18 protein-coding genes, 1 pseudogene and 1 riboswitch are annotated in these 19,356 nt (G+C 74.0%); of the genes and pseudogenes, 10 read left to right on the top strand and 9 right to left on the bottom strand.

The window, feature by feature from the left end; translation table 11 throughout:
- Positions 1-13: 13 nt before the first annotated feature.
- The 3 genes from ABZZ38_RS02845 to ABZZ38_RS02835 form a co-directional block, all read right to left on the bottom strand.
- Positions 14-1,501, bottom strand: a complete 1,488-nt coding sequence (locus tag ABZZ38_RS02845; RefSeq protein ID WP_356735006.1) for a precorrin-2 C(20)-methyltransferase — start codon at positions 1,499-1,501, stop codon at positions 14-16.
- Positions 1,498-2,145, bottom strand: coding sequence for a precorrin-8X methylmutase (locus ABZZ38_RS02840; protein ID WP_356735004.1), 648 nt, complete (start codon positions 2,143-2,145; stop codon positions 1,498-1,500). Before ABZZ38_RS02840 ends, ABZZ38_RS02845 begins: the two co-directional genes overlap by 4 nt.
- A gap of 115 nt (positions 2,146-2,260) precedes the next feature.
- On the bottom strand, positions 2,261-3,448 hold the full coding sequence (locus tag ABZZ38_RS02835; RefSeq protein ID WP_356735002.1) for a cobalamin biosynthesis protein CobG: 1,188 nt from the start codon (positions 3,446-3,448) through the stop codon (positions 2,261-2,263).
- An 18-nt stretch (positions 3,449-3,466) separates the two neighbouring features.
- Positions 3,467-3,605, top strand: a riboswitch (cobalamin riboswitch).
- A 33-nt stretch (positions 3,606-3,638) separates the two neighbouring features.
- Between ABZZ38_RS02835 and cobN the strand changes: the two genes are divergently transcribed.
- Genes cobN through ABZZ38_RS02820 form a run of 3 tightly spaced genes read left to right on the top strand, consistent with a single transcriptional unit; the run spans position 3,639 to position 8,885 of the window.
- Positions 3,639-7,295, top strand: a complete 3,657-nt coding sequence (gene cobN, locus ABZZ38_RS02830; RefSeq protein ID WP_356735000.1) for a cobaltochelatase subunit CobN — start codon at positions 3,639-3,641, stop codon at positions 7,293-7,295.
- A complete protein-coding gene (locus ABZZ38_RS02825) occupies positions 7,292-7,990 on the top strand; it encodes a GNAT family N-acetyltransferase (RefSeq protein ID WP_356734998.1) in 699 nt (232 codons plus the stop codon). The genes cobN and ABZZ38_RS02825 overlap by 4 nt, the downstream gene beginning before the upstream one ends.
- 13 nt (positions 7,991-8,003) lie before the next feature.
- Positions 8,004-8,885 (top strand): SDR family oxidoreductase, encoded by an 882-nt coding sequence (locus tag ABZZ38_RS02820; RefSeq protein WP_356734996.1) that lies wholly within the window; start codon positions 8,004-8,006, stop codon positions 8,883-8,885.
- Between the two features lie 265 nt (positions 8,886-9,150).
- Here the strand turns inward: ABZZ38_RS02820 and ABZZ38_RS02815 are convergent, their stop codons facing one another.
- Together ABZZ38_RS02815 and ABZZ38_RS02810 are read right to left on the bottom strand one after the other, a co-directional pair.
- Positions 9,151-10,098, bottom strand: coding sequence for a nucleoside hydrolase (locus ABZZ38_RS02815; protein WP_356734994.1), 948 nt, complete (start codon positions 10,096-10,098; stop codon positions 9,151-9,153).
- A gap of 69 nt (positions 10,099-10,167) precedes the next feature.
- Complete coding sequence (locus tag ABZZ38_RS02810; RefSeq protein ID WP_356734992.1) at positions 10,168-11,337, bottom strand: D-alanyl-D-alanine carboxypeptidase; 1,170 nt, start codon at positions 11,335-11,337, stop codon at positions 10,168-10,170.
- Positions 11,338-11,514: 177 nt separating this feature from the next.
- On the opposite strand from ABZZ38_RS02810, the gene ABZZ38_RS02805 reads away from it, so the two are divergent.
- The 6 genes from ABZZ38_RS02805 (at position 11,515) to ABZZ38_RS02780 (ending at position 15,395) form a co-directional block, all read left to right on the top strand.
- Positions 11,515-12,354, top strand: coding sequence for a hypothetical protein (locus tag ABZZ38_RS02805; RefSeq protein WP_356734990.1), 840 nt, complete (start codon positions 11,515-11,517; stop codon positions 12,352-12,354).
- A 585-nt stretch (positions 12,355-12,939) separates the two neighbouring features.
- Positions 12,940-13,350, top strand: coding sequence for an SsgA family sporulation/cell division regulator (locus tag ABZZ38_RS02800; protein WP_356734988.1), 411 nt, complete (start codon positions 12,940-12,942; stop codon positions 13,348-13,350).
- 68 nt (positions 13,351-13,418) lie between these two features.
- Positions 13,419-13,850, top strand: coding sequence for a fluoride efflux transporter CrcB (crcB, locus tag ABZZ38_RS02795; RefSeq protein ID WP_356734986.1), 432 nt, complete (start codon positions 13,419-13,421; stop codon positions 13,848-13,850).
- Positions 13,847-14,179, top strand: coding sequence for a DUF190 domain-containing protein (locus ABZZ38_RS02790; protein WP_356734984.1), 333 nt, complete (start codon positions 13,847-13,849; stop codon positions 14,177-14,179). Before crcB (ABZZ38_RS02795) ends, ABZZ38_RS02790 begins: the two co-directional genes overlap by 4 nt.
- 10 nt (positions 14,180-14,189) lie before the next feature.
- A complete protein-coding gene (gene crcB, locus ABZZ38_RS02785) occupies positions 14,190-14,546 on the top strand; it encodes a fluoride efflux transporter CrcB (RefSeq protein ID WP_356735277.1) in 357 nt (118 codons plus the stop codon).
- 90 nt (positions 14,547-14,636) lie between these two features.
- Positions 14,637-15,395, top strand: a complete 759-nt coding sequence (locus ABZZ38_RS02780) for a (2Fe-2S)-binding protein (RefSeq protein WP_356734982.1) — start codon at positions 14,637-14,639, stop codon at positions 15,393-15,395.
- 19 nt (positions 15,396-15,414) lie between these two features.
- Here ABZZ38_RS02780 and ABZZ38_RS02775 read toward each other — a convergent pair whose 3' ends face one another.
- The 3 genes and pseudogenes from ABZZ38_RS02775 to ABZZ38_RS02765 form a co-directional block, all read right to left on the bottom strand.
- Positions 15,415-15,810: a VOC family protein gene (locus ABZZ38_RS02775; protein WP_356734980.1), complete on the bottom strand. Its 396-nt coding sequence runs from the start codon at positions 15,808-15,810 to the stop codon at positions 15,415-15,417.
- Between the two features lie 143 nt (positions 15,811-15,953).
- Positions 15,954-16,175: pseudogene (locus ABZZ38_RS02770) on the bottom strand (hypothetical protein); the annotation flags it as partial.
- Positions 16,176-16,358: 183 nt separating this feature from the next.
- Entirely contained in the window at positions 16,359-16,826 is a 468-nt protein-coding gene (locus tag ABZZ38_RS02765) for a hypothetical protein (protein WP_356734978.1), read from the bottom strand.
- A gap of 473 nt (positions 16,827-17,299) precedes the next feature.
- Here ABZZ38_RS02765 and ABZZ38_RS02760 point away from each other — a divergent pair, with 473 nt between their 5' ends.
- Complete coding sequence (locus ABZZ38_RS02760; RefSeq protein WP_356734976.1) at positions 17,300-18,118, top strand: VOC family protein; 819 nt, start codon at positions 17,300-17,302, stop codon at positions 18,116-18,118.
- A 6-nt stretch (positions 18,119-18,124) separates the two neighbouring features.
- Here the strand turns inward: ABZZ38_RS02760 and ABZZ38_RS02755 are convergent, their stop codons facing one another.
- Entirely contained in the window at positions 18,125-19,348 is a 1,224-nt protein-coding gene (locus ABZZ38_RS02755) for a serine/threonine-protein kinase (protein WP_356734974.1), read from the bottom strand.
- Positions 19,349-19,356 lie beyond the last annotated feature (8 nt).

Below are 19,356 nucleotides of genomic sequence, written 5' to 3'. Positions count from 1 at the left end.
CTCCCGGACCCGACTACGCCTCCGGGTACCTCCGCGGCGTCCACGCCACCCGCTCGCCGTTCCCGCGGCGTACCGCCCGGGTCTGCGAGGAGCCGATCAGCAGCAGGGTGCGCATGTCGACCTCGGCGGGGTCGAGGTCCACGAGGGCGAGGACGCGGACCGACTCCTCGGGGCCGCCCACGTCACGGGCGACGACCACCGGGGTGTCCGGGGCGCGGTGTTCCAGCAGCAGCTCGCGCGCCTTGGCGACCTGCCAGGTACGGCTGCGCGAGCCCGGGTTGTACAGGGCGAGGACCAGGTCGGCCGCGGCGGCGGCGTGCAGCCGCTCGGCGATGACCTCCCAGGGCTTGAGCCGGTCGGACAGGGAGATCGTCGCGTAGTCGTGGCCCAGCGGGGCGCCCGCCTTCGCCGCCGCCGCGTTCGCCGCCGTCACGCCGGGCAGGACGCGCACCGGGACGTCGAGGTACGGGTCCCGGGAGGCGACCTCCAGGACCGCCGTGGCCATCGCGAAGACGCCGGGGTCGCCGCCCGACACCACCGCCACGCGCCGCCCCCGCCGCGCCAGGTCCAGGGCGAACTCGGCCCGCTCCGACTCGACCTTGTTGTCCGAGCCGTGCCGCTCCTGACCGGGGCGTACCGGCACCCGGTCCAGGTACGTGGTGTAGCCGACCAGGTCGGTCGCCGACGCGAGGGCGCCGCGCGTCTCCGGGGTCAGCCACAGCGGACCGGCCGGGCCGGTGCCGACGACCACGACCTCGCCCGTCTCCGGAAGCGCGGGGTCCTCGTCGATCCGGGAGGGAAGCACCGCCACCGAGAAGTAGGGGACCGTGTCCTCGTCGATGTCGGCGAGCGCACCGGTGCGCTCGCCGTCCATCGTGGCGCGCTCGACGTACCGCGCGTCCTGGAGGCGGCCGGCCCGCTCCAGCGCCCGGCGCACCGTGGGGAAGGTACGGCCGAGCTTCATCACCACGGCGGAGTCGGTGGACGCCAGACGGGCGGTCAGCTCCTCCTCGGGCAGCGTGCCGGGAATGATCGTGAGGACTTCCTCCGCCTCGCACAGCGGCTTGCCCAGGCGCGCCGCGGACGCGCTCACGGAGGTGACCCCGGGGATGACCTCGGTCGGGTAGCGGTGCGCCAGACGCTTGTGCATGTGCTGGTACGAGCCGTAGAAGAGAGGGTCCCCCTCGGCCAGCACGGCCACGGTGCGCCCGGCGTCGAGGTGGGCGGCCAGGCGGGCCGACGCCTCCTCGTAGAAGTCGTTCAGCGCGCCCCGGTAGCCGCCCGGGTGGTCCGTCGTCTCGACGGTGAGCGGGTACATCAGGCGCTCTTCGATGTGGTCCTCGCGGATGTGCGCCGCCGCGATCGAGCGCGCGATCGAACGGCCGTGGCGGGCGCAGTGGTACGCCACGACGTCCGCCGACGCGATGACCTCCACCGCCCGCACCGTCATCAGGGAGGGGTCGCCGGGGCCGAGCCCCACTCCGTACAGCTTGCCGCTCATGCCTGGATCTCCGCCTCGTGCGCGATGGCGTTGACCGCCGCCGCGGCCATGGCGCTGCCGCCGCGCCGGCCGCGTACCACCAGGTGGTCGAGGTCCGGGAACGCCGCCAGGGCGTCCTTGGACTCGGCCGCGCCGATGAAGCCGACCGGGATGCCGATGACGGCCGCCGGGCGCGGTGCGCCCGCCGCGACCATCTCCAGGAGGTGGAAGAGCGCGGTGGGGGCGTTGCCTATGGCGACGACCGACCCTTCGAGGCGGTCGCGCCACAGCTCCAGCGCGGCGGCGCTGCGCGTGGTGCCCAGTTCGGCGGCGAGCGCCGGCACGGACGGGTCGGAGAGCGTGCAGATCACGTCGTTGTCGGCGGGCAGCCGCTTGCGGGTGACGCCGCTCGCGACCATCTGCGCGTCGCACAGGACCGGCGCCCCGGCGCGCAGCGCCTCGCGGGCGCGGGCGACGACCCGCGGGGTGTAGGCGAGGTCGCGGACGAGGTCGACCATGCCGCAGGCGTGGATCATGCGCACGGCGACCTGGCCGACGTCGGCCGGCAGGCCCGCGAGATCCGCCTCGGCGCGGATCGTGGCAAAGGACTGGCGGTAGATCTCCGCCCCGTCCTTCTCGTAGTCAAACACTCTGCTCTCGCTCATCTCTTCGTACGGTCACGAGTCACGGTCACGGATTCACGGTCACCGGTTCACGGTCACGGATTCACGGTCACGGGTTCACGGTCACTGGGTGCGCGTACGGTCCGCGCGGCACGGTTCACGCGTCGCGCGTCACGGTCGTCACCTCGTAGTCGCCGCCGGCGGTCGCCACCGCGTCCACCCACGCCCCCTGCGGATGGCCGCACCGGCGCGCGCAGCCCGACCAGTGCACCGGCAGCCCCGGACTCCCGGCGAGCGGGCGCGCGTCCGCCCGCACGTCGGAGAGCGACTTCGCGCAGCCGGGGCGGCCCGTGCACGCGGTCACCCCCACCCAGGGGGAGTCGGCGCGGGTGAGGAACCCGGCCGCGTCCAGCTCCGCCAGCCGCGCCTCGGCCGCCGCCCGGTCCGGGAAGCCCGGCAGCACGAAGCCGCGCCACGGGGTGACCCGAACCTCGTCGGCGGGGAGCAGCGCGCGGAACCGGTCCGTCGTCACGCGCCCGAGCCGGGCCAGGACGGAGACGGTGCGGTCGTCGAGGACGCCCGGCGGGGTGGGCCCGCCGGGCGGGAGCGCGGCGTCCGGTACGGGTTCGGCCGTGAGGGCCGCCCGCCGCAGGTGTTCCGTCACGTCCACGTCCTGCCCCGGTGGCAGCTCCCGCACCCGCCACGCGCCGGTGCCCGCATCCCGGGCCGCCGCGAGGAACGCCTCCGCCGCCGCCAGCGCGGCGCGCGGCGCGTCGGCGGCGGCGACGCGGTACGTCCGGTCCGCGACCCGGAGCAGGGCGCCGCCGTCCGGGGTTGCGAGCAAGGTCACATCGGCGGCGAGCGCCGCCGCGTCCCCGCGCCCGTCGTCGACGGCGAAGAGGAACCGGCCCGACAGCCCCGTCGTCCAGTCCGCGCCGCACAACAGCTCGTCCAGCCGCCGGGCCCAGGCCAGCACGTCCGCCCCGGCGAGCGGTGAGACGACCATGTTCCGTACCCGCTCGTGCCGTTCGGACGCGGGCAGCAGTCCGGCCGCCCGCAGCAGTTCGGCGAGGCCGGCTCCACACCCCTCCCCGAGCCCCCGCAGCTCGATGTTGCCCCGCGAGGTGAGGGAGAGGTGCCCGTCGCCCAGGCGGTCCGCCGCGTCGGCCAGCACCGTTACCTGACGCGGCGTCAGTACACCGGTGGGGACGCGGAGTCGGGCCAGCGCCCCGTCGTCGGCCCGGTGCAGCCGCAGCGCACCGGGGCAGGCGTCACCGCGGTCCCGGACACGGTCCTGTATGTGTGCTTCACCCCGGTCCTGGGGTTTTGGTGAGCTGGGCGGCATGGCGGCGAGCATACGCGCAGCCTCTACTATGCAGACGGCACAGGGTCCCAGGGCCCTAGGGAGGAAGCCCGGTGAGATTCCGGCGCGGTCCCGCCACTGTGAGTCCGGGCGGAAACCGGACGAGTCAGGAACTCCCGCCGTCCTACGACCACCCGGGGCGCGGACACCCCGAGGAAGGCCTGCGCACGCCATGACGCACGCGACCACGCCCGAGGCGACGCCCGCCCCGGCCCCCGCGGCCACGATCCTGCTGCTGTCGCACTCCGACACCGACCTGCTCAGCGCCCGCGCGGCCGGCGGCCCCGTCGCGTACCGGTTCGCCAACCCCGCCCGCACCACGCTCGAAGACCTCCCCGGCCTCCTCGACGGCGCCGACCTCGTCGTCGTCCGTCTCCTCGGCGGCATCCGCGCCTGGGAGGAGGGCCTGGACGTACTGCGCGAGACGGGCAAGCCGCTCGTCGTCCTCACCGGCGAACAGGCCCCCGACGCCCAGCTCATGGAGACGTCCACCGTCCCGATCGGCATCGCGGCCGAGGCGCACGCCTACCTCGCCCACGGCGGCCCGGCCAACCTGGAGCAGCTCGCCCGCTTCCTGTCCGACACCGTCCTGCTCACCGGCCACGGCTTCGAGCCCCCGGCCGCCGCCCCCACCTGGGGCCCCCTGGAGCGCGACCGGAAGAACACCACCGGCCCGGTGGTCGCCGTGCTGTACTACCGCGCCCACCACATGAGCGGGAACACCGCCTTCGTCCACACCCTGTGCGACGCCATCGAGGACGCCGGCGCGCGGGCCCTGCCGCTGTACGTGGCGTCCCTGCGGGCACCCGAGCCGGAGCTGCTCGACCAGCTCGGCGGCGCCGACGCCGTCATCACCACCGTCCTGGCCGCCGGCGGCACCAAGCCCGCCGAGGCCCAGGCCGGCGGGGACGAGGAAGCCTGGGACGCGGGGGCGCTCGCCGCCCTGGACGTACCGGTCCTCCAGGCCCTGTGCCTGACCGGCTCGCGCTCCGCGTGGGAGGAGAACGACGAGGGTCTCTCCCCGCTCGACGCCGCCAGCCAGGTCGCCGTCCCCGAGTTCGACGGCCGCCTCATCACCGTCCCGTTCTCCTTCAAGGAGATCGACGCCGACGGCCTCCCGGCGTACGTCGCCGACGCCGAGCGCGCCGCCCGCGTCGCCGGGATCGCCGTACGCCACGCCCGGCTGCGCCACATCCCGAACGCCGACAAGCGCCTGGCGCTCGTCCTGTCCGCGTACCCGACGAAGCACTCCCGCATCGGCAACGCCGTCGGCCTCGACACCCCCGCCTCCGCCGTCGCGCTGCTGCGCCGGCTCCGCGAGGAGGGGTACGACTTCGGTGACGAGGAGGTCCCGGGCCTCGCGTCCGGCGACGGCGACGAGCTGATCTACGCCCTCATCGAGGCGGGCGGCCACGACCAGGAATGGCTCACCGAGGAGCAGCTGGCCAGGAACCCGGTCCGCATCCCGGCCGCCGACTACAAGCGCTGGTACGCCACGCTCCCCGAGGAGCTGCGTGAGAACGTCGAGCGGCACTGGGGGCCGCCGCCCGGCGAGATGTTCCTGGACCGCTCCCGTACCGCCGAGGGCGACCCGGACGGCGACATCGTGCTCGCCGCCCTCCGGCGCGGGAACCTGCTCATCCTCATCCAGCCGCCGCGCGGCTTCGGCGAGAACCCGATCGCGATCTACCACGACCCCGATCTGCCGCCCTCCCACCACTACCTGGCCGCCTACCGCTGGATCGCGGCCTCGCGCGAGGACGGCGGTTTCGGGGCGGACGCCATGGTCCACCTCGGCAAGCACGGCAACCTGGAGTGGCTGCCCGGCAAGAACGCGGGCCTGTCCGCGGCCTGCGGTCCCGACGCCGCCCTCGGCGACATCCCGCTGATCTACCCGTTCCTGGTCAACGACCCCGGCGAGGGCACCCAGGCCAAGCGCCGCGCCCACGCCACGCTCATCGACCACCTCGTGCCGCCGATGGCCCGCGCCGACAGCTACGGCGACATCGCGCGCCTGGAGCAGCTGCTCGACGAGTACGCGCAGATCTCCTCCATGGACCCGTCGAAGCTGCCCGCGATCCGCGCCCAGATCTGGACGCTCATCCAGGCCGCCAAGCTGGACCACGACCTGGGCCTGGAGGACCGGCCGGACGACGACGGCTTCGACGACTTCCTCCTCCACGTCGACGGCTGGCTCTGCGAGGTCAAGGACGCCCAGATCCGGGACGGTCTGCACGTCCTCGGCGGCGCCCCCACCGGCCCCGAGCGCGTCAACCTGGTCCTGTCGATCCTGCGCGCCCGCCAGATCTGGGGCGGCACCCAGTCCCTGCCCGGCCTGCGCGAGGCCCTCGGCCTGGACGAGTCCGCCGCCACCCGCACCACCGCCGACGCGGCCGAGGCCACGGCCCGCGCCCTGGTCGAGGCGATGGAGGACGCCGGCTGGGACCCGGCCGCCGTCGCCACGGTCGCCGCCGGCCACGGCGAGGCCGTCGCCGACATCCTCGACTTCGCCGCCCGGCAGGTCGTCCCGCGCCTGGCCGCCACCACCGACGAGCTGGACCACGCCGTCCACGCCCTGAACGGCGGCTTCGTCCCGGCCGGGCCCTCCGGCTCCCCGCTGCGCGGCCTGGTCAACGTCCTGCCGACCGGCCGGAACTTCTACTCGGTCGACCCCAAGGCCGTGCCGTCGCGCCTGGCCTGGGAGACCGGCCAGGCCCTGGCCGACTCGCTCCTGACCCGGTACCGCACCGACAACGGCGACTGGCCCACCTCCGTCGGCCTGTCCCTGTGGGGCACGAGCGCGATGCGCACCGCCGGCGACGACGTCGCCGAGGCCCTCGCCCTCCTCGGTATCCGCCCCGTCTGGGACGACGCCTCGCGCCGCGTCACCGGACTGGAGCCCATCCCGCTCGCCGAGCTGGGCCGCCCCCGCATCGACGTCACCCTCCGCATCTCCGGCTTCTTCCGCGACGCCTTCCCGCACACCATCGGGCTCCTCGACGACGCCGTGCGCCTCGCCGCCTCCCTCGACGAGCCGGCGGACCGGAACCACGTACGGGCGCACGCGCAGGCCGACCTCGCCGAGCACGGCGACGAACGCCGCGCCACCACCCGCATCTTCGGCTCCCGCCCCGGCACGTACGGCGCGGGCATCCTCCAGCTGATCGACTCGCGCGACTGGCGCACCGACGCCGATCTCGCCGAGGTGTACACGGTGTGGGGCGGCTACGCCTACGGCCGCGGCCTCGAAGGGCGCCCCGCGCGCGACGAGATGGAGACCGCGTACAAGCGCATCGCGGTGGCCGCCAAGAACACCGACACCCGCGAGCACGACATCGCCGACTCGGACGACTACTTCCAGTACCACGGCGGCATGGTGGCGACCGTCCGCGCGCTGAAGGGCACCGCCCCCGAGGCGTACATCGGCGACTCGACCCGCCCCGAGACCGTCCGCACCCGCACCCTCGTCGAGGAGACCTCCCGCGTCTTCCGCGCCCGCGTGGTCAACCCCAAGTGGATCGAGGCGATGCGCCGCCACGGCTACAAGGGCGCCTTCGAGCTGGCCGCGACCGTCGACTACCTCTTCGGGTACGACGCGACGACGGGTGTCGTCGCCGACTGGATGTACGACAAGCTGACCGAGACGTACGTACTGGACCCGCAGAACCGGGAGTTCCTCCAGGAGGCCAACCCCTGGGCGCTGCACGGCATCGCCGAGCGGCTCCTGGAGGCCGAGTCGCGCGGCATGTGGGCCAAGCCGGACCCGCAGGTGCTGGAGCGACTGCGGCAGGTGTTCCTGGAGACCGAGGGCGAGCTGGAGGACAAGTGACCATCACGGTCGGCGGCGAGGACAAGGAACTGTCGGCACGCCTCGACAAGGAGCTGACCGCGTTCAACCAGGCGGCCACCGGCGCCTCCGACGAGGCCGAGCTGTCCGTCCGGGCGACCGACGACGCGTCGGGCGAACTGATCGGCGGCCTGACCGGCTGGACCTGGGGCGGCCTCTGCGGCATCGGCATGCTGTGGGTCCGGGAGGACCACCGCAAGAGCGGCCTGGGCAGCCGGCTGATGCGCGCGGCGGAGGACGAGGCACGGCGGCGCGGCTGCGACCGCGTGATCGTGTCGTCCTTCTCCTTCCAGGCCCCGCCCTTCTACCGGCGCCTCGGATACGTCGAGACCGGCCGCGTCCCGGGCATCCCCGGTGGCCACGAGGACGTCCACTTCCACAAGTCGCTGGAGCCGGAGCCGTCCGCCGCGCCGCTGTTCCGGCTGGCCGTGGTGCTGGACCATCCCGCCGACGCGGCCGACGAAGCCCTCCGGTACGAGGAGCAGGCCCTGGCCCTCCTCCCGCGCCACGGCGGCCGGCTGGAGCGGCGGCTGCGCACGGCCGACGGGCTCTCGGAGGTGCACCTGCTGGCGTTCCCGTCACAGGACGCCTACCGCGCCTACCTGGCCGACCCGGAGCGTACGCCGGACGGGCGCATCACCGCGCGCGTGCTGGAGGTCACGGAGATCCACGGCTGACAGACTCGGCCCCATGTCATCCCCCGCCCCCGTCTCCGCCCCCATCGCCGTCACCGGAGCGAGCGGCCGTATCGGCGGCCGTGTCGCCCGCCTCCTCGCGGCCGGGGGAGTACCGCTCCGGCTCCTCGGCCGCGACCCGGCCCGGCTGCCGGACCTGCCCGGCGCGCGGAAGGCACCGCCCGCCCCGTACGGCGACGCCGGGGCGATGCGCCGCGCCCTGGACGGCGCCGGCACGCTGTTCCTGATCTCGGCGCACGAGAGCCCGGACCGGATCCAGGAGCACCGCACGGCGGTGGACGCGGCGGTCGCGGTGGGCGTCGGCCGGATCGTGTACGTGTCGTTCCTCGGCGCCGCCCCGCAGGCCACGTTCACCTTCGCGCGCGACCACTGGCACACCGAGCGGTACATCGAGGCGTCCGGGGCGGCCCACACCTTCCTGCGGAACAGCTGGTACCTCGCCGGGTTCCCGGCGATGACCGGCGAGGACGGCGTGATCCGGGGCCCGGCGGGCGAGGGGCGGGTCGCCGCCGTCGCGCACGAGGACATCGCGGACGTGGCGGCGGCCGTCCTCACCGGCGACGGCCACGACGGCGCCGTGTACGACGTGACCGGCGAGGAGGCGCTCACCCTCGCCGAGGTCGCGGAGGAGCTGTCCCGGGTGACCGGCCGCACCATCCGCTACGTCCCTCAGACCCGCGACGAGGCGTACGCCTCCCGGGCCGGGTACGGCGCGGACCACTGGGAGGTGACCGGCTGGGTGACGTCCTACGAGGCCATGGCGCGCGGCGAGATGAGCACGGTCGCGGACACGGTCCGCCGCCTCACGGGCCACGCGCCGATGACCCTCCGCGCCTGGCTGGACGCCCACCCGCGCGCGTACGCCCACCTGATCTGACCGGCGCGGGCGCCGCCGCTCCCCGGCCCCGCACCCTTCGGTGTGGCGCGGGTTCGCCTTCGCTCACGACGAGGCCGCGCGGCGGATCCGGGCGCGGATTGTCGGCGTGGGGCCTGGCGGCCGGGCTGGACGGCTCATGGCGGCCGTGGTGGGTGATGGGCCTGTGGGCGGAGGTATCGGGGTGCTGCTGGTGGGGCTGGTGGGGCTGGTGGGGTCCATGCTGTGGCTGCGCCGCTTCCCGGCGGGCCCGCCGGAGGCGGTGCGCTCAGGACGGCGCGGGTGACGACAGGGTGCGTACGGCGTCGACGACGAGGTCCCAGAAAGCGGGGACGTTCACGTCGACGCCGACGTACGCGTTGGGCGGGGCGCCGGTGACGCCGTCGAGGTCGACGACGGTGGCGCCGCGCGTGTGCGCGCCGGTGAGCTCGACGGCGACGTGCGCGCGGACCAGGGTGATCAGATCGGGGTCGATGAGGTGCGCGACGGTCAGCGCGTCGTGCAGGGGCGGGGCCGGGAAGCCGAAGACCTCCCGGTAGGTCGCGCCGACGTACGACAGCAGGTCGGTGCACATCCGCCCCAGCGGCGTACCGAGCGCGTCGAGGCGGGCGACGACGTCGGGGGTGGCCGGCGCCTTGTGGCTGACGTTCAGCCCGATCATGGTGACGGGCAGTCCGCTGCGCAGGACGATGTCGGCGGCCTCCGGATCGGCGGCCATGTTGAACTCGGCGGCCGGCGTCCTGTTTCCCCGTCCCGTGGACCCGCCCATGAGCACGATCCGCTCGATCCGCCCGCCCAGCTCCGGGTGGGCGCGCAGGAACGTGGCGATGTTCGTGAGAGGCCCGGTCGGGACGAGCGTCACCGGCGCGGGGTGGTCGCGCAGCGTGTCGCGGAGGAACGTGACGGCGTCCCGGCCGTCGACCGGGACCGTCGGCTCCCCGAACACGGCCCCGTCGAGCCCGGACTCGCCGTGGATGTTGCGCGCCACGATCCCGTCCCCGTACAGGGGCCGCGCCATCCCGGCGGCGATCGGCACGCCCTCGACGCCGGCGACGGTGCACACGCGGCGGGCGTTGAGCGTGGTCTTCTCGACGGTCTGGTTCCCGGCGACGGTGGTGATGCCGAGCAGCCGGACGGCCGGATGGGCGGCGGCCAGCAGGATGTTGAAGGCGTCGTCGTGTCCGGGGTCGCAGTCCAGGATCACGGGGATGGGCATGACCGCCTCCTCGCGGCGTACGCGGGCCGGGTCGTGTGGGTCCACGTTCCCGCGTTCGGCCCGGTCCTGTCAGGCCTTCCCGTCCGGTTCCGCTCCGTCCGCCCCGTCACCGGCCGTGCGGCGGCGTACGTACCAGAGCGCCGCCGCCGCCACGCACGCCGAGGCGACGAAGGTGGCCGGGAGGAAGAGGCGCGGCCCGTCGCCGTCCGGCTCCGCGCGCGGGGCGGGGGCGGTCGCGGCGGGCGGCGGCCCGGCGGCTGCCGCGCGGACCGGGACCGGGGCGGGCGGGGGCAGCAGGGAGCCCACCGGCCGGGCCTTGCCCGAGGCCGCGAAGCCCCAGTCGAGGAGGCGGCGCGTCTCCTCGTAGACGGCGTACGCGCCGCCCTGGCGCGGGTTCATCACCGTGACGATGAGCGTGCGCCCGCCCCGGCGGGCGGCGGCGATCAGGGTGTGGCCGGCGCCGCTGGTGTAGCCGTTCTTGACGCCGAGGATGCCGGGGTACCGGTCGACGCCGTTGTCGCCGGTGAGGAGCCGGTTGGTGTTGCGGATGCCGTACGACCAGCCGCCCGCCGGGAACTTCGCGTAGGGAGTGGCGCAGTAGCGGGCGAAGTCCGGGTCGCGCAGGCCCACGCGGGCGAACAGCGCCAGGTCGTACGCGGACGAGACCTGGCCCGGCGCGTCGTAGCCGTCCGGGGAGACCACGCGGGTGTCCCGGGCGCCCAGGGACCGTGCGGTGGCCTCCATCTTCCGGGCGGTGGCCGCCCAGCCGCCGTTCAGGCCCGCCAGTACGCGTACGGCGTCGTTGCCGGAGCTGAGGAAGACGCCGCGCCACAGGTCCGCCACCCGGTAGGTGACCTCCTCCTTGAGGCCGACGAGGCTGCTGCCGTCGCCGATCCCCTTGAGCTCGTGCTCGCTGACCGTGTGCGGGGCCTGCGGCTTGAGGCCGGGCATCGCGGTGAGCGCGAACAGCACCTTGAGCGTGGAGGCGGGGGGCAGCGGCCGGTGCGCGTCGCGCGCGGCGATCACCGCGCCGCTCGCGGCGTCGGCGATCAGCCACGACCGGGCGGACAGGACGGGCGGGCGGGCCACGCCGGGCGGCAGGCGCACCTGGGTGCCGGACCGGTGCAGGACGGACGCGGCGACGGCCGGCGTGGGGCGCGGGGGCATGGGCTCCACCGGGAGCGGCTGGAGCGCGGGCAGCACGGACAGAGCGGCGGCCGTAAGGGCGCTGACGATCATTCCGTCACGGTAAGAACGGCACGCGTGGTGCGCAGGGCGAGGGAGCCGGACGGGCGACGCCCCACCGCCGGCCGGGTTCATCCATACGGCGGCGGGCGGAGGGCGACGGGTGGGCGCCGCTGATATCCACGAAGGGGCGCCGTGCCCAAGGGGGGCCTGCCGACTGGAGGGCCACTCATGTCCCAGCACGTCATAGCCACCGTCACTCCGGCGGTGGACTTCCAGCAGGGCATCTCCGACGCCTGGTCGAGGGTCGTGCGGTTCGTGCCGGAACTGGTCGCCTTCCTGGTGATCATGGTCATCGGCTGGTTGCTCTCGAAGCTCATCTCCAAGGCGCTGGACCGGGTCCTGCGCAAGGTCGGCTTCGCACGGGTCGGTGAACGGGCCGGCCCGGCCAGGATCCCGCGGGAGTCGACGTACGACGCGACCGCGATCATCTGCAAGGCCGTCCACTACGCGCTGCTGCTGGTCACCCTCCGGATCGCGTTCGGCGTCCTCGGTCCGAATCCGGTCAGCGTCATGATCACCGACCTGGTCGCCTGGCTGCCGCGAGCCGTGGTGGCGCTGGTCCTGGTGGTCGTCGCGATGGCCATCGCCAACGCCGTACGCGCCCTCGTCCAGGGCGTCCTGTCGGGCATGAGCTACGGAAGGACGGTGGCGACCGTCGCCCGGGCGGCCATCGTCGCCCTCGGGGTCATCGCCGCACTCGGCCAGGCGGGCATCGCCACGGCCATCACCCAGCCGGTGCTGTACGCGGTGCTCGCCACCGCGGCCGGCATCCTGGTCGTCGGCGTCGGAGGCGGCCTCATCCAGCCGATGCGGGAGCGCACGGAGCGGTGGCTGTCCCACGCCGAACAGGAGACCTCCAGGGCGAAGGAGGGTGCCTCCGCCTACCGGGCGGGCCGCGAGGACGCGATGCGCGACCAGCCGGCCCGGGAACGCGCCAGGCCCCGCCCGGGCCGCCCCGTCCGGACCGCGGGCGGAGGCTCGCTGCCGGGTGACGTGGACCCGATGTGACGCGTCGGGCGGGGCGTTCCGTGAGGAGGCCGTGGGCGCGCACGAGCCGGCGGATGGCGGTCGGGCGGCACACCGCGTAGTCGTACCCGACCGGCTCGCGCCGGCCCGTCTCGGCCAGCGCGTCGGGGAAACCGAGCGCGTGGTCGCAGAGCGCCTCGTGGTCGGGCGCCGCCGGTCTCGTCCGGGCCCCGGCCGCACCAGCCGGGCGGCGCGGGCGAGCAGGTCGCCGAGGTCGCACGCGTACTCGGTCAAGCCCTCCGCCGCCATCTCGGCCCGGGCAGCGGGCCGGTGCCCTCCGGCGCCCGTGCGGTCGCGGATCCCGGCGACGTGCTGGTCCACCGCGCCGTGGCGACGAAGCCGGGGTCGCGGGCGAACTCCGCGAGGCGCGGTGGGTACGCCGCGGAGATCCCGGACAGGGGCGAGGACATCCCTCCACGTTAGGGCGGGTTCCGGAAGATCCAGGGCAGTCACGGGACATATACGGCGCAACTCACGCACCTCTGGGTGGTGCCCGCATCAATCGGCTCGCGGCGGGCACCGGAGAGACCCGGACACCGACTGGACGAACACTCCCGGAGGGACGACATGGCAGCGGAAGCGGTCCTGCGCGACAAGATCTTCATGCGCCTTCTGCCGCAGGTCGGCAACGAGATCCCCGTGCTGGCACACGTGACGTACGACCCCCGGGATCCCTACGCCATCACCGTCGGTTTCACCCACGGCGGCTGGGTCTACGCCGAGTGGCGTCTGGACCGGGGCATGCTGTGGGACGGGATGCGGTACGCCGTCGGCGAGGGCGATGTGCGGGTCTGGCCGGAGCGCGCCGGGACGCGTGACGAGCTGCGGATCCAGCTGATGAGCAGCGCCGTCTTCACGGTGTGGATACCGTCGATGCGCCGCTTCCTGGAACGCACCTACGAGGCCGTGCCGGTGGGCGAGGAGCACGTGGAGCTGGACGAGCTCCTGGAGGAGCTGCTCAGTCACGGAAGCCGCTGAGCGAGCGGAGCCGGTGATTCCCGGGAGCCGGTGAGCCTTCCCCGGGGGAAGTGCGGGACCGTGGGTCCATGGGTGTTCTGCGAGGCCGGGTCGTCACCGGCCGGGACGTGGGCGCGGTGGCGGTCGGCGGCGCGCTGGGTGCCGCCGCGCGGTACGGGGTGTCGCTGCTGTGGCCGGCGGCACCGGGCGCGTTCCCGTGGGCGACGCTGTGGATCAACGCCGTGGGGTGCGCGGTGATCGGCGCGTTCCTGGTGGTGATCACGGAGGGCGGTGCGCCGGCGCACCCGCTGGTGCGGCCGTTCTTCGGTACGGGGGTGCTGGGCGGGTTCACGACGTTCTCCACGTACGCCGTGGACGTCGAGCGGCTCGTCGCGCGCCACGAGCCGGCGACGGCGCTGGCGTACCTCTGGGCGACCGTCGTGGTGGCGCTGGGGGCGGTGTGGTCGGCGGCGTGGGTGACGCGCCGCGCGCTGACACGGAGGACGGGGAGGTCTCGATGAGCGGATCCCTGCGGCTGACGGTCCTCGTCGGCGAGAGCGACCGGTGGCACCACCGGCCGCTCCACACGGAGATCGTGCACCGCGCGCGGGAGGCCGGCCTGGCGGGCGCGAGCGTGTTCCGGGGCGTGGAGGGCTTCGGCGCGTCGTCGCTGATCCACACGGCCCGGCTGCTGTCGCTGAGCGAGGATCTGCCGGTGGCGGTGGTGATCGTCGACTCGGAGGAGCGCGTACGGGCGTTCCTGCCCCGGCTGGAGGAGCTGATGACCGCGGGGGGCGGGCCGGGGAGCGGGCTGGTGACGCTGGAGCCGTGCGAGGTCGTGCGGTGGTGAACCGGCGGTGGTGAACTGGCTCCTGGTCCTGGCGGGCGGCGCGATCGGCGCCCCGCTGCGCTATCTGACGGACCGGGCCGTGCAGGCCCGGCACGATTCCGTCTTCCCCTGGGGGACCTTCACGGTGAACGTCACCGGCTGCCTGCTGCTCGGGCTGCTGACGGGTGCCGCCTCGCACGTCCAACTGCTGCTCGGTACGGGGCTGTGCGGTGCCCTGACGACGTACTCGACCTTCTCGTACGAGACGCTCCGCCTGGCGGAGAGCGGCGCGAAGGGGTACGCGGCGGTCAACGTCCTCGCGAGTGTGACGGCGGGGCTGGGCGCGGCCTTCGCGGGCGTGACGGTGGCCGGATCGCTATGGCCGTGAGGGCTTCGGCGCGCGCGTCCGCGTGACGGGTGATAATAATGAGGCAAGGCTTGCCTAACCATCCGGTAGCCGCCCTGCCTTAGGACGTGTATGCCCTCCTCCGTACTGCCGTCGCCCCTTTGCACCGCCGCCGCGCGGCCGGTCGCCGACGCGTACCGACGGATGGCCGCCGCGTCACCCTTCCTGCGGCTGGAGGTGGGCGAGCCGGGCACCGGGGACGACTGGATCGGCGCCCGGCGGCTCGCCGAGGACCCGGACGCGCTCGACGCGCTGGTCGCCGCCGAGGAGCGGCGCATCCGGGACGCCTACGGCGTGCGGCCCCGGAGCGACGTCGCGCCCACCTGGGTGCTGCACCGGTACGCCTTCACCGTCGCCCTCGCGATCAGCGGCCCCTGGTACTTGGAGGGGCGGGTGCCGCGGCTGACCCCCGACGGCACCACGTACGGCCGGCGGACGCGGCGGCTCGTGGTGGCCGAGGCGGAAGCGGCCACGGCCCGCCCCGGCGGGGAGGAGCTGGTCCGCGAGGTGGTCGCCGCGCACCTGGCGCCGGTGCTGGAGGCGTTCCGGCCGCTGGTGCGGCGGGGTGAGCGCGGCATGTGGGGGCTGGTCACCGACGCGCTCGCCCAGGGCCTGTGGCACCTGGGGCGCGGTCTCGGCGACGAGTGGGCGGCGGTGCGGGCCGCCGAGTCGCTGCTGCCCGGGCGCACGGCACCGCTCGCCGGAGCGGCCGGGTTCCGCCCGGATCCGCAGGGCGAGCCGACGCGTACGCGCGTGGGATGCTGCCTGCTGTACACGGTGCGGCCCGAGGAGATCTGCGCGACCTGCCCCCGGAGGGGGACGACGCGGTGACGGCCCTCCAGGGAGGGTCCTACTCCCGCACCGCGTAGAGGTCGACGCCGTTGCCGTCCGGGTCGAGGACGGTCGCGTACCGCATGCCCCAGAAGGCGTCCCACGGCTCGCGCAGCGACGCGTACCCGGCGGCGACGAGCTCGGCGTGCTTGGCGTCGACCTCGTCCGGGGTGTCGAACTGGAAGGCGAGGAAGACGGGCGGGCTGCCCCTGCCACGCTGCCAGTCGGGGGTGTAGTCGCGCAGGAACTCCTCCGTGTCCAGCATCAGGTGGAGGCCGTTCGGCAGGTCGCAGGCGGCGTGCGTGGGGGTGCGCTCGTCGACCTCGAAGGTGAGTCCGAGGCGTCCGTAGAACATGCGGGCGGCGTTCATGTCGGCGACGACGATGCCCAGGGCGTTCAGGCGCGGGTCGGGCATGGGCAACAACCTCCGGTGACCTGGCGGTGTCGGTCGTGGGTACGGCTCCGTGGACGCGTACCTCGCCACAGGGATTCGAGACATCCGCGCGAGCGGCGACGACCCGGACGGCGGCGGACGCCGGTCCTGCCGGGACCGGGGCCGAACCGGGTCGGCTCCCGCCGGAGCGACGCCGGCGGCTCGAAGGCTGGTCGGGGAACGCGGTCGGCAACTCCCTCCGCAGCGGGTGCAGTCGGGCCTGCGCCCGCCACAGCCTCACCCGCCGCCACCCCTTGCCGAAGGGGGGACGGACGCGCCGAGGGCGAAGAGGCGAACAGCACGACCTGCGCGGGCTGGGTCACCTTGTCGAAGGTCTGCGCGAAGGCGTGGCCCGGGGAGCGGGGATGGGAAGGTCGGCCGGCCCGGCCTCGCACTCTTTCCGCAGCTCGCGCATGGACATGGTGCTGCCTCTTACGCCGGAGTGACCCGTGCTCGTGACATGCGATCCGGGGGGTTCACCGGCCCGGTTGCCGCTCGGGGCCGCGCCCGAGGGCACCCCGGCCGCGCCGTCACCGGGGCGCGGGACCCTCCGCGTCCGAGCCGTCCCCCCGGCCCGTGGTCTGCCCGGCTCCCTTCGTCTCTTCCAGCAGGGAGAGAGCGAACTCCAGCAGCTCCGCCGGGATTCCCTCGTCGCCGCCCCGGGCCGCGACACCACTGATATCGCCCGTGCGCCGTTTGGCGAGGAACCGGAGACCGGCCACGACATCGTCGACGACCTCGGACTCCTCCTTGAAGAAACGCCAGTCCACGCCGAACCCGAGACCGAGCGCCTTGAGGATGTCCTCGGAGGGGTGGGTGACCTTTCCGGCCAGAATGTTGGAGAAGTAGCTGTGCGACAGCGAACCACCGCGCTGTTTGACGAGATCGGAGAAAACCCGGCCCGAGATCTTCTGACCGGGGAAGGTCTTCTCGACCATGTACTCGACCTTCTGCTGCAACGTCCGCAATTCGGGCGTGCGCTCTTCGCGGTTGGTCATCCGGGTCCCCACGTTGCGCGATGTTCGAGTTCGGTCAACGGGCTCGTACTGTAACCGACCCGGATCGTCGACGGCTTTGCATCAGCGACATGGTGGAGCATTCCCCTTCCGCATCGGAAGTGGACTTGCGCAAGCACTCTACGTCACTGTTAACTCGAAAAAACACGGGCAGGGGGCTACGAGGGGAGTCCCTTGCCCGTGGCGCGACCCGTCCGCCCGCCCGCGCCCGGACAGGGATGTAGCCCTTCGCGACGGGGGATGCACGAAGGGCTACATCCGCATTATGACACCACGTCATGGGCGCTGGACAGGCGCCCCGGCGCACAATTACCGCCCAGTTCCCCCTTGTGGCCACCCGAGCGCCCCTCGCTCCGCCCCTCGCTCCGGCCGTCGTCCGGTCGGCGCGCGCGCTCACGAATAGCCCGTTAGCGTGACAAAGCGGACTATCGGTCGAACGGAGGAAGGGCGGAACCATGGCCGTACAACCTGAGGGCGTCCCCTGCTGGGCGGACGCGATGTTCACGGACCTGGACGGCGCGAAGCGCTTCTACGGCGACCTGCTCGGCTGGACCTTCGGCGAATCCAAATCGGAGTACGGCAACTACACCGAGGCGTACGCGGACGGAAAGGCGGTCGCCGCCGTCGTACCGCCGATGCCCGGACAGCCGGAGGAGGAAGCCCGGTCGGCCTGGTGCCTGTACTTCGCGTCACCGGACGCCGAGGCGACCATGCGGAAAATCCGCGACAACGGCGGCGACGTTCTGCTGGAGCCGATGCAGGTCAGCGATTTCGGCACCATGGCGCTCGCCCGCGACCCGGGCGGTGTCGTCTTCGGGGTGTGGCAGAGCGGCACCCATGAGGGATTCCAGGCACAGGGCGTACCCGGCGCGTACTGCTGGGCCGAGATCTTCACCCGCGAGCCGGAGAAATCCGACGCCTTCTTCCCCGCCGTCTTCCCCTACCGCGCGAAGCAGATGCAGGCCCCCGACGAGGCGCCGGACATGGACTTCAGGGTCTTCGATGTCGGCGACGCCACCGTCCTCGGCCGGATGAGGATGACGGACGACTTCCCGCCCGACGTGCCGCCGTACATCAAAGTGTACTTCGCCGTCGAGGACTGCGACGCGACGGTGGCCAAGGCGACCGAGCGTGGCGGGCAGCCGCTGTTCGGGCCGATGGACAGCCCGTTCGGCCGGTTCGCAACGCTGAGCGACCCGCAGGGCGCGACGTTCTCCGTCATCGACCTCACGAACACGCAGGGGGAGATGCCCCCGATGTCCGACGCCGGCTGACGCCGGTCAGCCGCCCGTCGCCCCGCCGCCCTCGGCGCTTTCGGCGGTCTCGGCGCCCGGCGTCACCGCGATCTCCCCCCGGGGCGTCTCCGCGGAGCCGCTGTCCGGCGAGAACAGCGCCATGCCCACCAGCACGGCGGTGACGAACGCCACCGCCCCGGCGATGGCGCTCGCCACCCGGGGCCGGCGGCTGACGAACGCGCGCGCGCCGCGTCTCCGGGGGGCCGGCGCGCCCCGGCGCCCACGCCCACCACCACCGCCGCCGCCGACGGTGGGCAGCGCGTACGTGGTCGCGGGGGCCGGCGCCGGTACGCGGGCCGGCGCGGGCATCGGCGCCGCCGCCGGAACCGGTGCCGACGCCCGTACGGGCGCGGGCGCCGGGGCACGCACGGGCGCGGGTGCGGGCATGGGTTCCGCGCGGCCCTGCCAGGCGCCCGAGCCGAACCACTCCGCGACCTGCTGCGCCGTCGGGCGGTCCTCCGGCTGCTTCGCGAGCATCCCCAGCAGATACGCCTCGAACGCGGGCGGTACGTCCGCGCCCAGCCCGCGCGGCGGCACCGGAGCCGTGTCGATGTGCTGGTACAGCGTGGCGGTGGCCGTGTCGGCCTGGAACGGCGGGCGCCCGGTCAGCAGCTGGTACAGCACGCACCCCAGCGAGTACACGTCCGACGCCGGGCCCGCGGGCCGCCCCAGCGCCCGCTCCGGCGCCAGGTAGAGGCTCGTCCCGACGATCTGCCCCGCCGTCGTCAGCGCGGCGGCCGGGTCGTCCACGAACCGCGCGATCCCGAAATCCCCCAGCTTGACCGTCCCGTGCGGGTCCGACATCAGGTTGCCCGGCTTGATGTCCCGGTGGACGATGCCCTGCCGGTGCGCCACGGCCAGCCCCGCCGCCGTCTGCGCGGCGATCGCCGCCACCCGCCCGGCCCGGAGCCTGCCCTCGGCCGCCAGCTCCTGCGCCAGGCTGCGGCCCTCGACGAACTCCATCACCAGGTAGAAGCGGCCCTCCCACGCCCCGAAGTCGAAGACCGCGACCACATGGGGATGGCTGAGCCGCGCCGCCGTCTGGCCCTCCAGCCTGAACCGGGCCGCCGCCTGCGAGTCGGAGTCGTCCCCGAGCATCAGTTTGACGGCCACCGGCCGGCCGAGCACCTCGTCCGTGGCCCGCCAGACCTCGCCCATTGCGCCACGGCCGATGGGTGACTCCAACCGGTACCGATCCGCCACCAGCACGTGCGCAC

The organism is Streptomyces sp. NPDC006368 (assembly GCF_040612535.1).
In the GTDB taxonomy this organism is placed as follows: domain Bacteria; phylum Actinomycetota; class Actinomycetes; order Streptomycetales; family Streptomycetaceae; genus Streptomyces.
This window is presented reverse-complemented; position numbering and strand designations above follow the sequence as displayed.

Bases quoted from the DNA above. Each gene is read 5' to 3' on its own strand.
- cobN (WP_356735000.1), top strand. From the start codon at position 3,639: ATGACGCACGCGACCACGCCCGAGGCGACGCCCGCCCCGGCCCCCGCG.
- ABZZ38_RS02805 (WP_356734990.1), top strand. From the start codon at position 11,515: ATGTCCCAGCACGTCATAGCCACCGTCACTCCGGCGGTGGACTTCCAG.
- ABZZ38_RS02810 (WP_356734992.1), bottom strand. From the start codon at position 11,337: ATGATCGTCAGCGCCCTTACGGCCGCCGCTCTGTCCGTGCTGCCCGCG.
- ABZZ38_RS02760 (WP_356734976.1), top strand. From the start codon at position 17,300: ATGGCCGTACAACCTGAGGGCGTCCCCTGCTGGGCGGACGCGATGTTC.
- ABZZ38_RS02780 (WP_356734982.1), top strand. From the start codon at position 14,637: ATGCCCTCCTCCGTACTGCCGTCGCCCCTTTGCACCGCCGCCGCGCGG.
- ABZZ38_RS02790 (WP_356734984.1), top strand. From the start codon at position 13,847: ATGAGCGGATCCCTGCGGCTGACGGTCCTCGTCGGCGAGAGCGACCGG.
- ABZZ38_RS02815 (WP_356734994.1), bottom strand. From the start codon at position 10,098: ATGCCCATCCCCGTGATCCTGGACTGCGACCCCGGACACGACGACGCC.
- ABZZ38_RS02820 (WP_356734996.1), top strand. From the start codon at position 8,004: ATGTCATCCCCCGCCCCCGTCTCCGCCCCCATCGCCGTCACCGGAGCG.
- ABZZ38_RS02800 (WP_356734988.1), top strand. From the start codon at position 12,940: ATGGCAGCGGAAGCGGTCCTGCGCGACAAGATCTTCATGCGCCTTCTG.
- ABZZ38_RS02840 (WP_356735004.1), bottom strand. From the start codon at position 2,145: ATGAGCGAGAGCAGAGTGTTTGACTACGAGAAGGACGGGGCGGAGATC.
- ABZZ38_RS02835 (WP_356735002.1), bottom strand. From the start codon at position 3,448: ATGCCGCCCAGCTCACCAAAACCCCAGGACCGGGGTGAAGCACACATA.
- ABZZ38_RS02845 (WP_356735006.1), bottom strand. From the start codon at position 1,501: ATGAGCGGCAAGCTGTACGGAGTGGGGCTCGGCCCCGGCGACCCCTCC.
- crcB (WP_356734986.1), top strand. From the start codon at position 13,419: ATGGGTGTTCTGCGAGGCCGGGTCGTCACCGGCCGGGACGTGGGCGCG.
- ABZZ38_RS02775 (WP_356734980.1), bottom strand. From the start codon at position 15,810: ATGCCCGACCCGCGCCTGAACGCCCTGGGCATCGTCGTCGCCGACATG.
- ABZZ38_RS02765 (WP_356734978.1), bottom strand. From the start codon at position 16,826: ATGACCAACCGCGAAGAGCGCACGCCCGAATTGCGGACGTTGCAGCAG.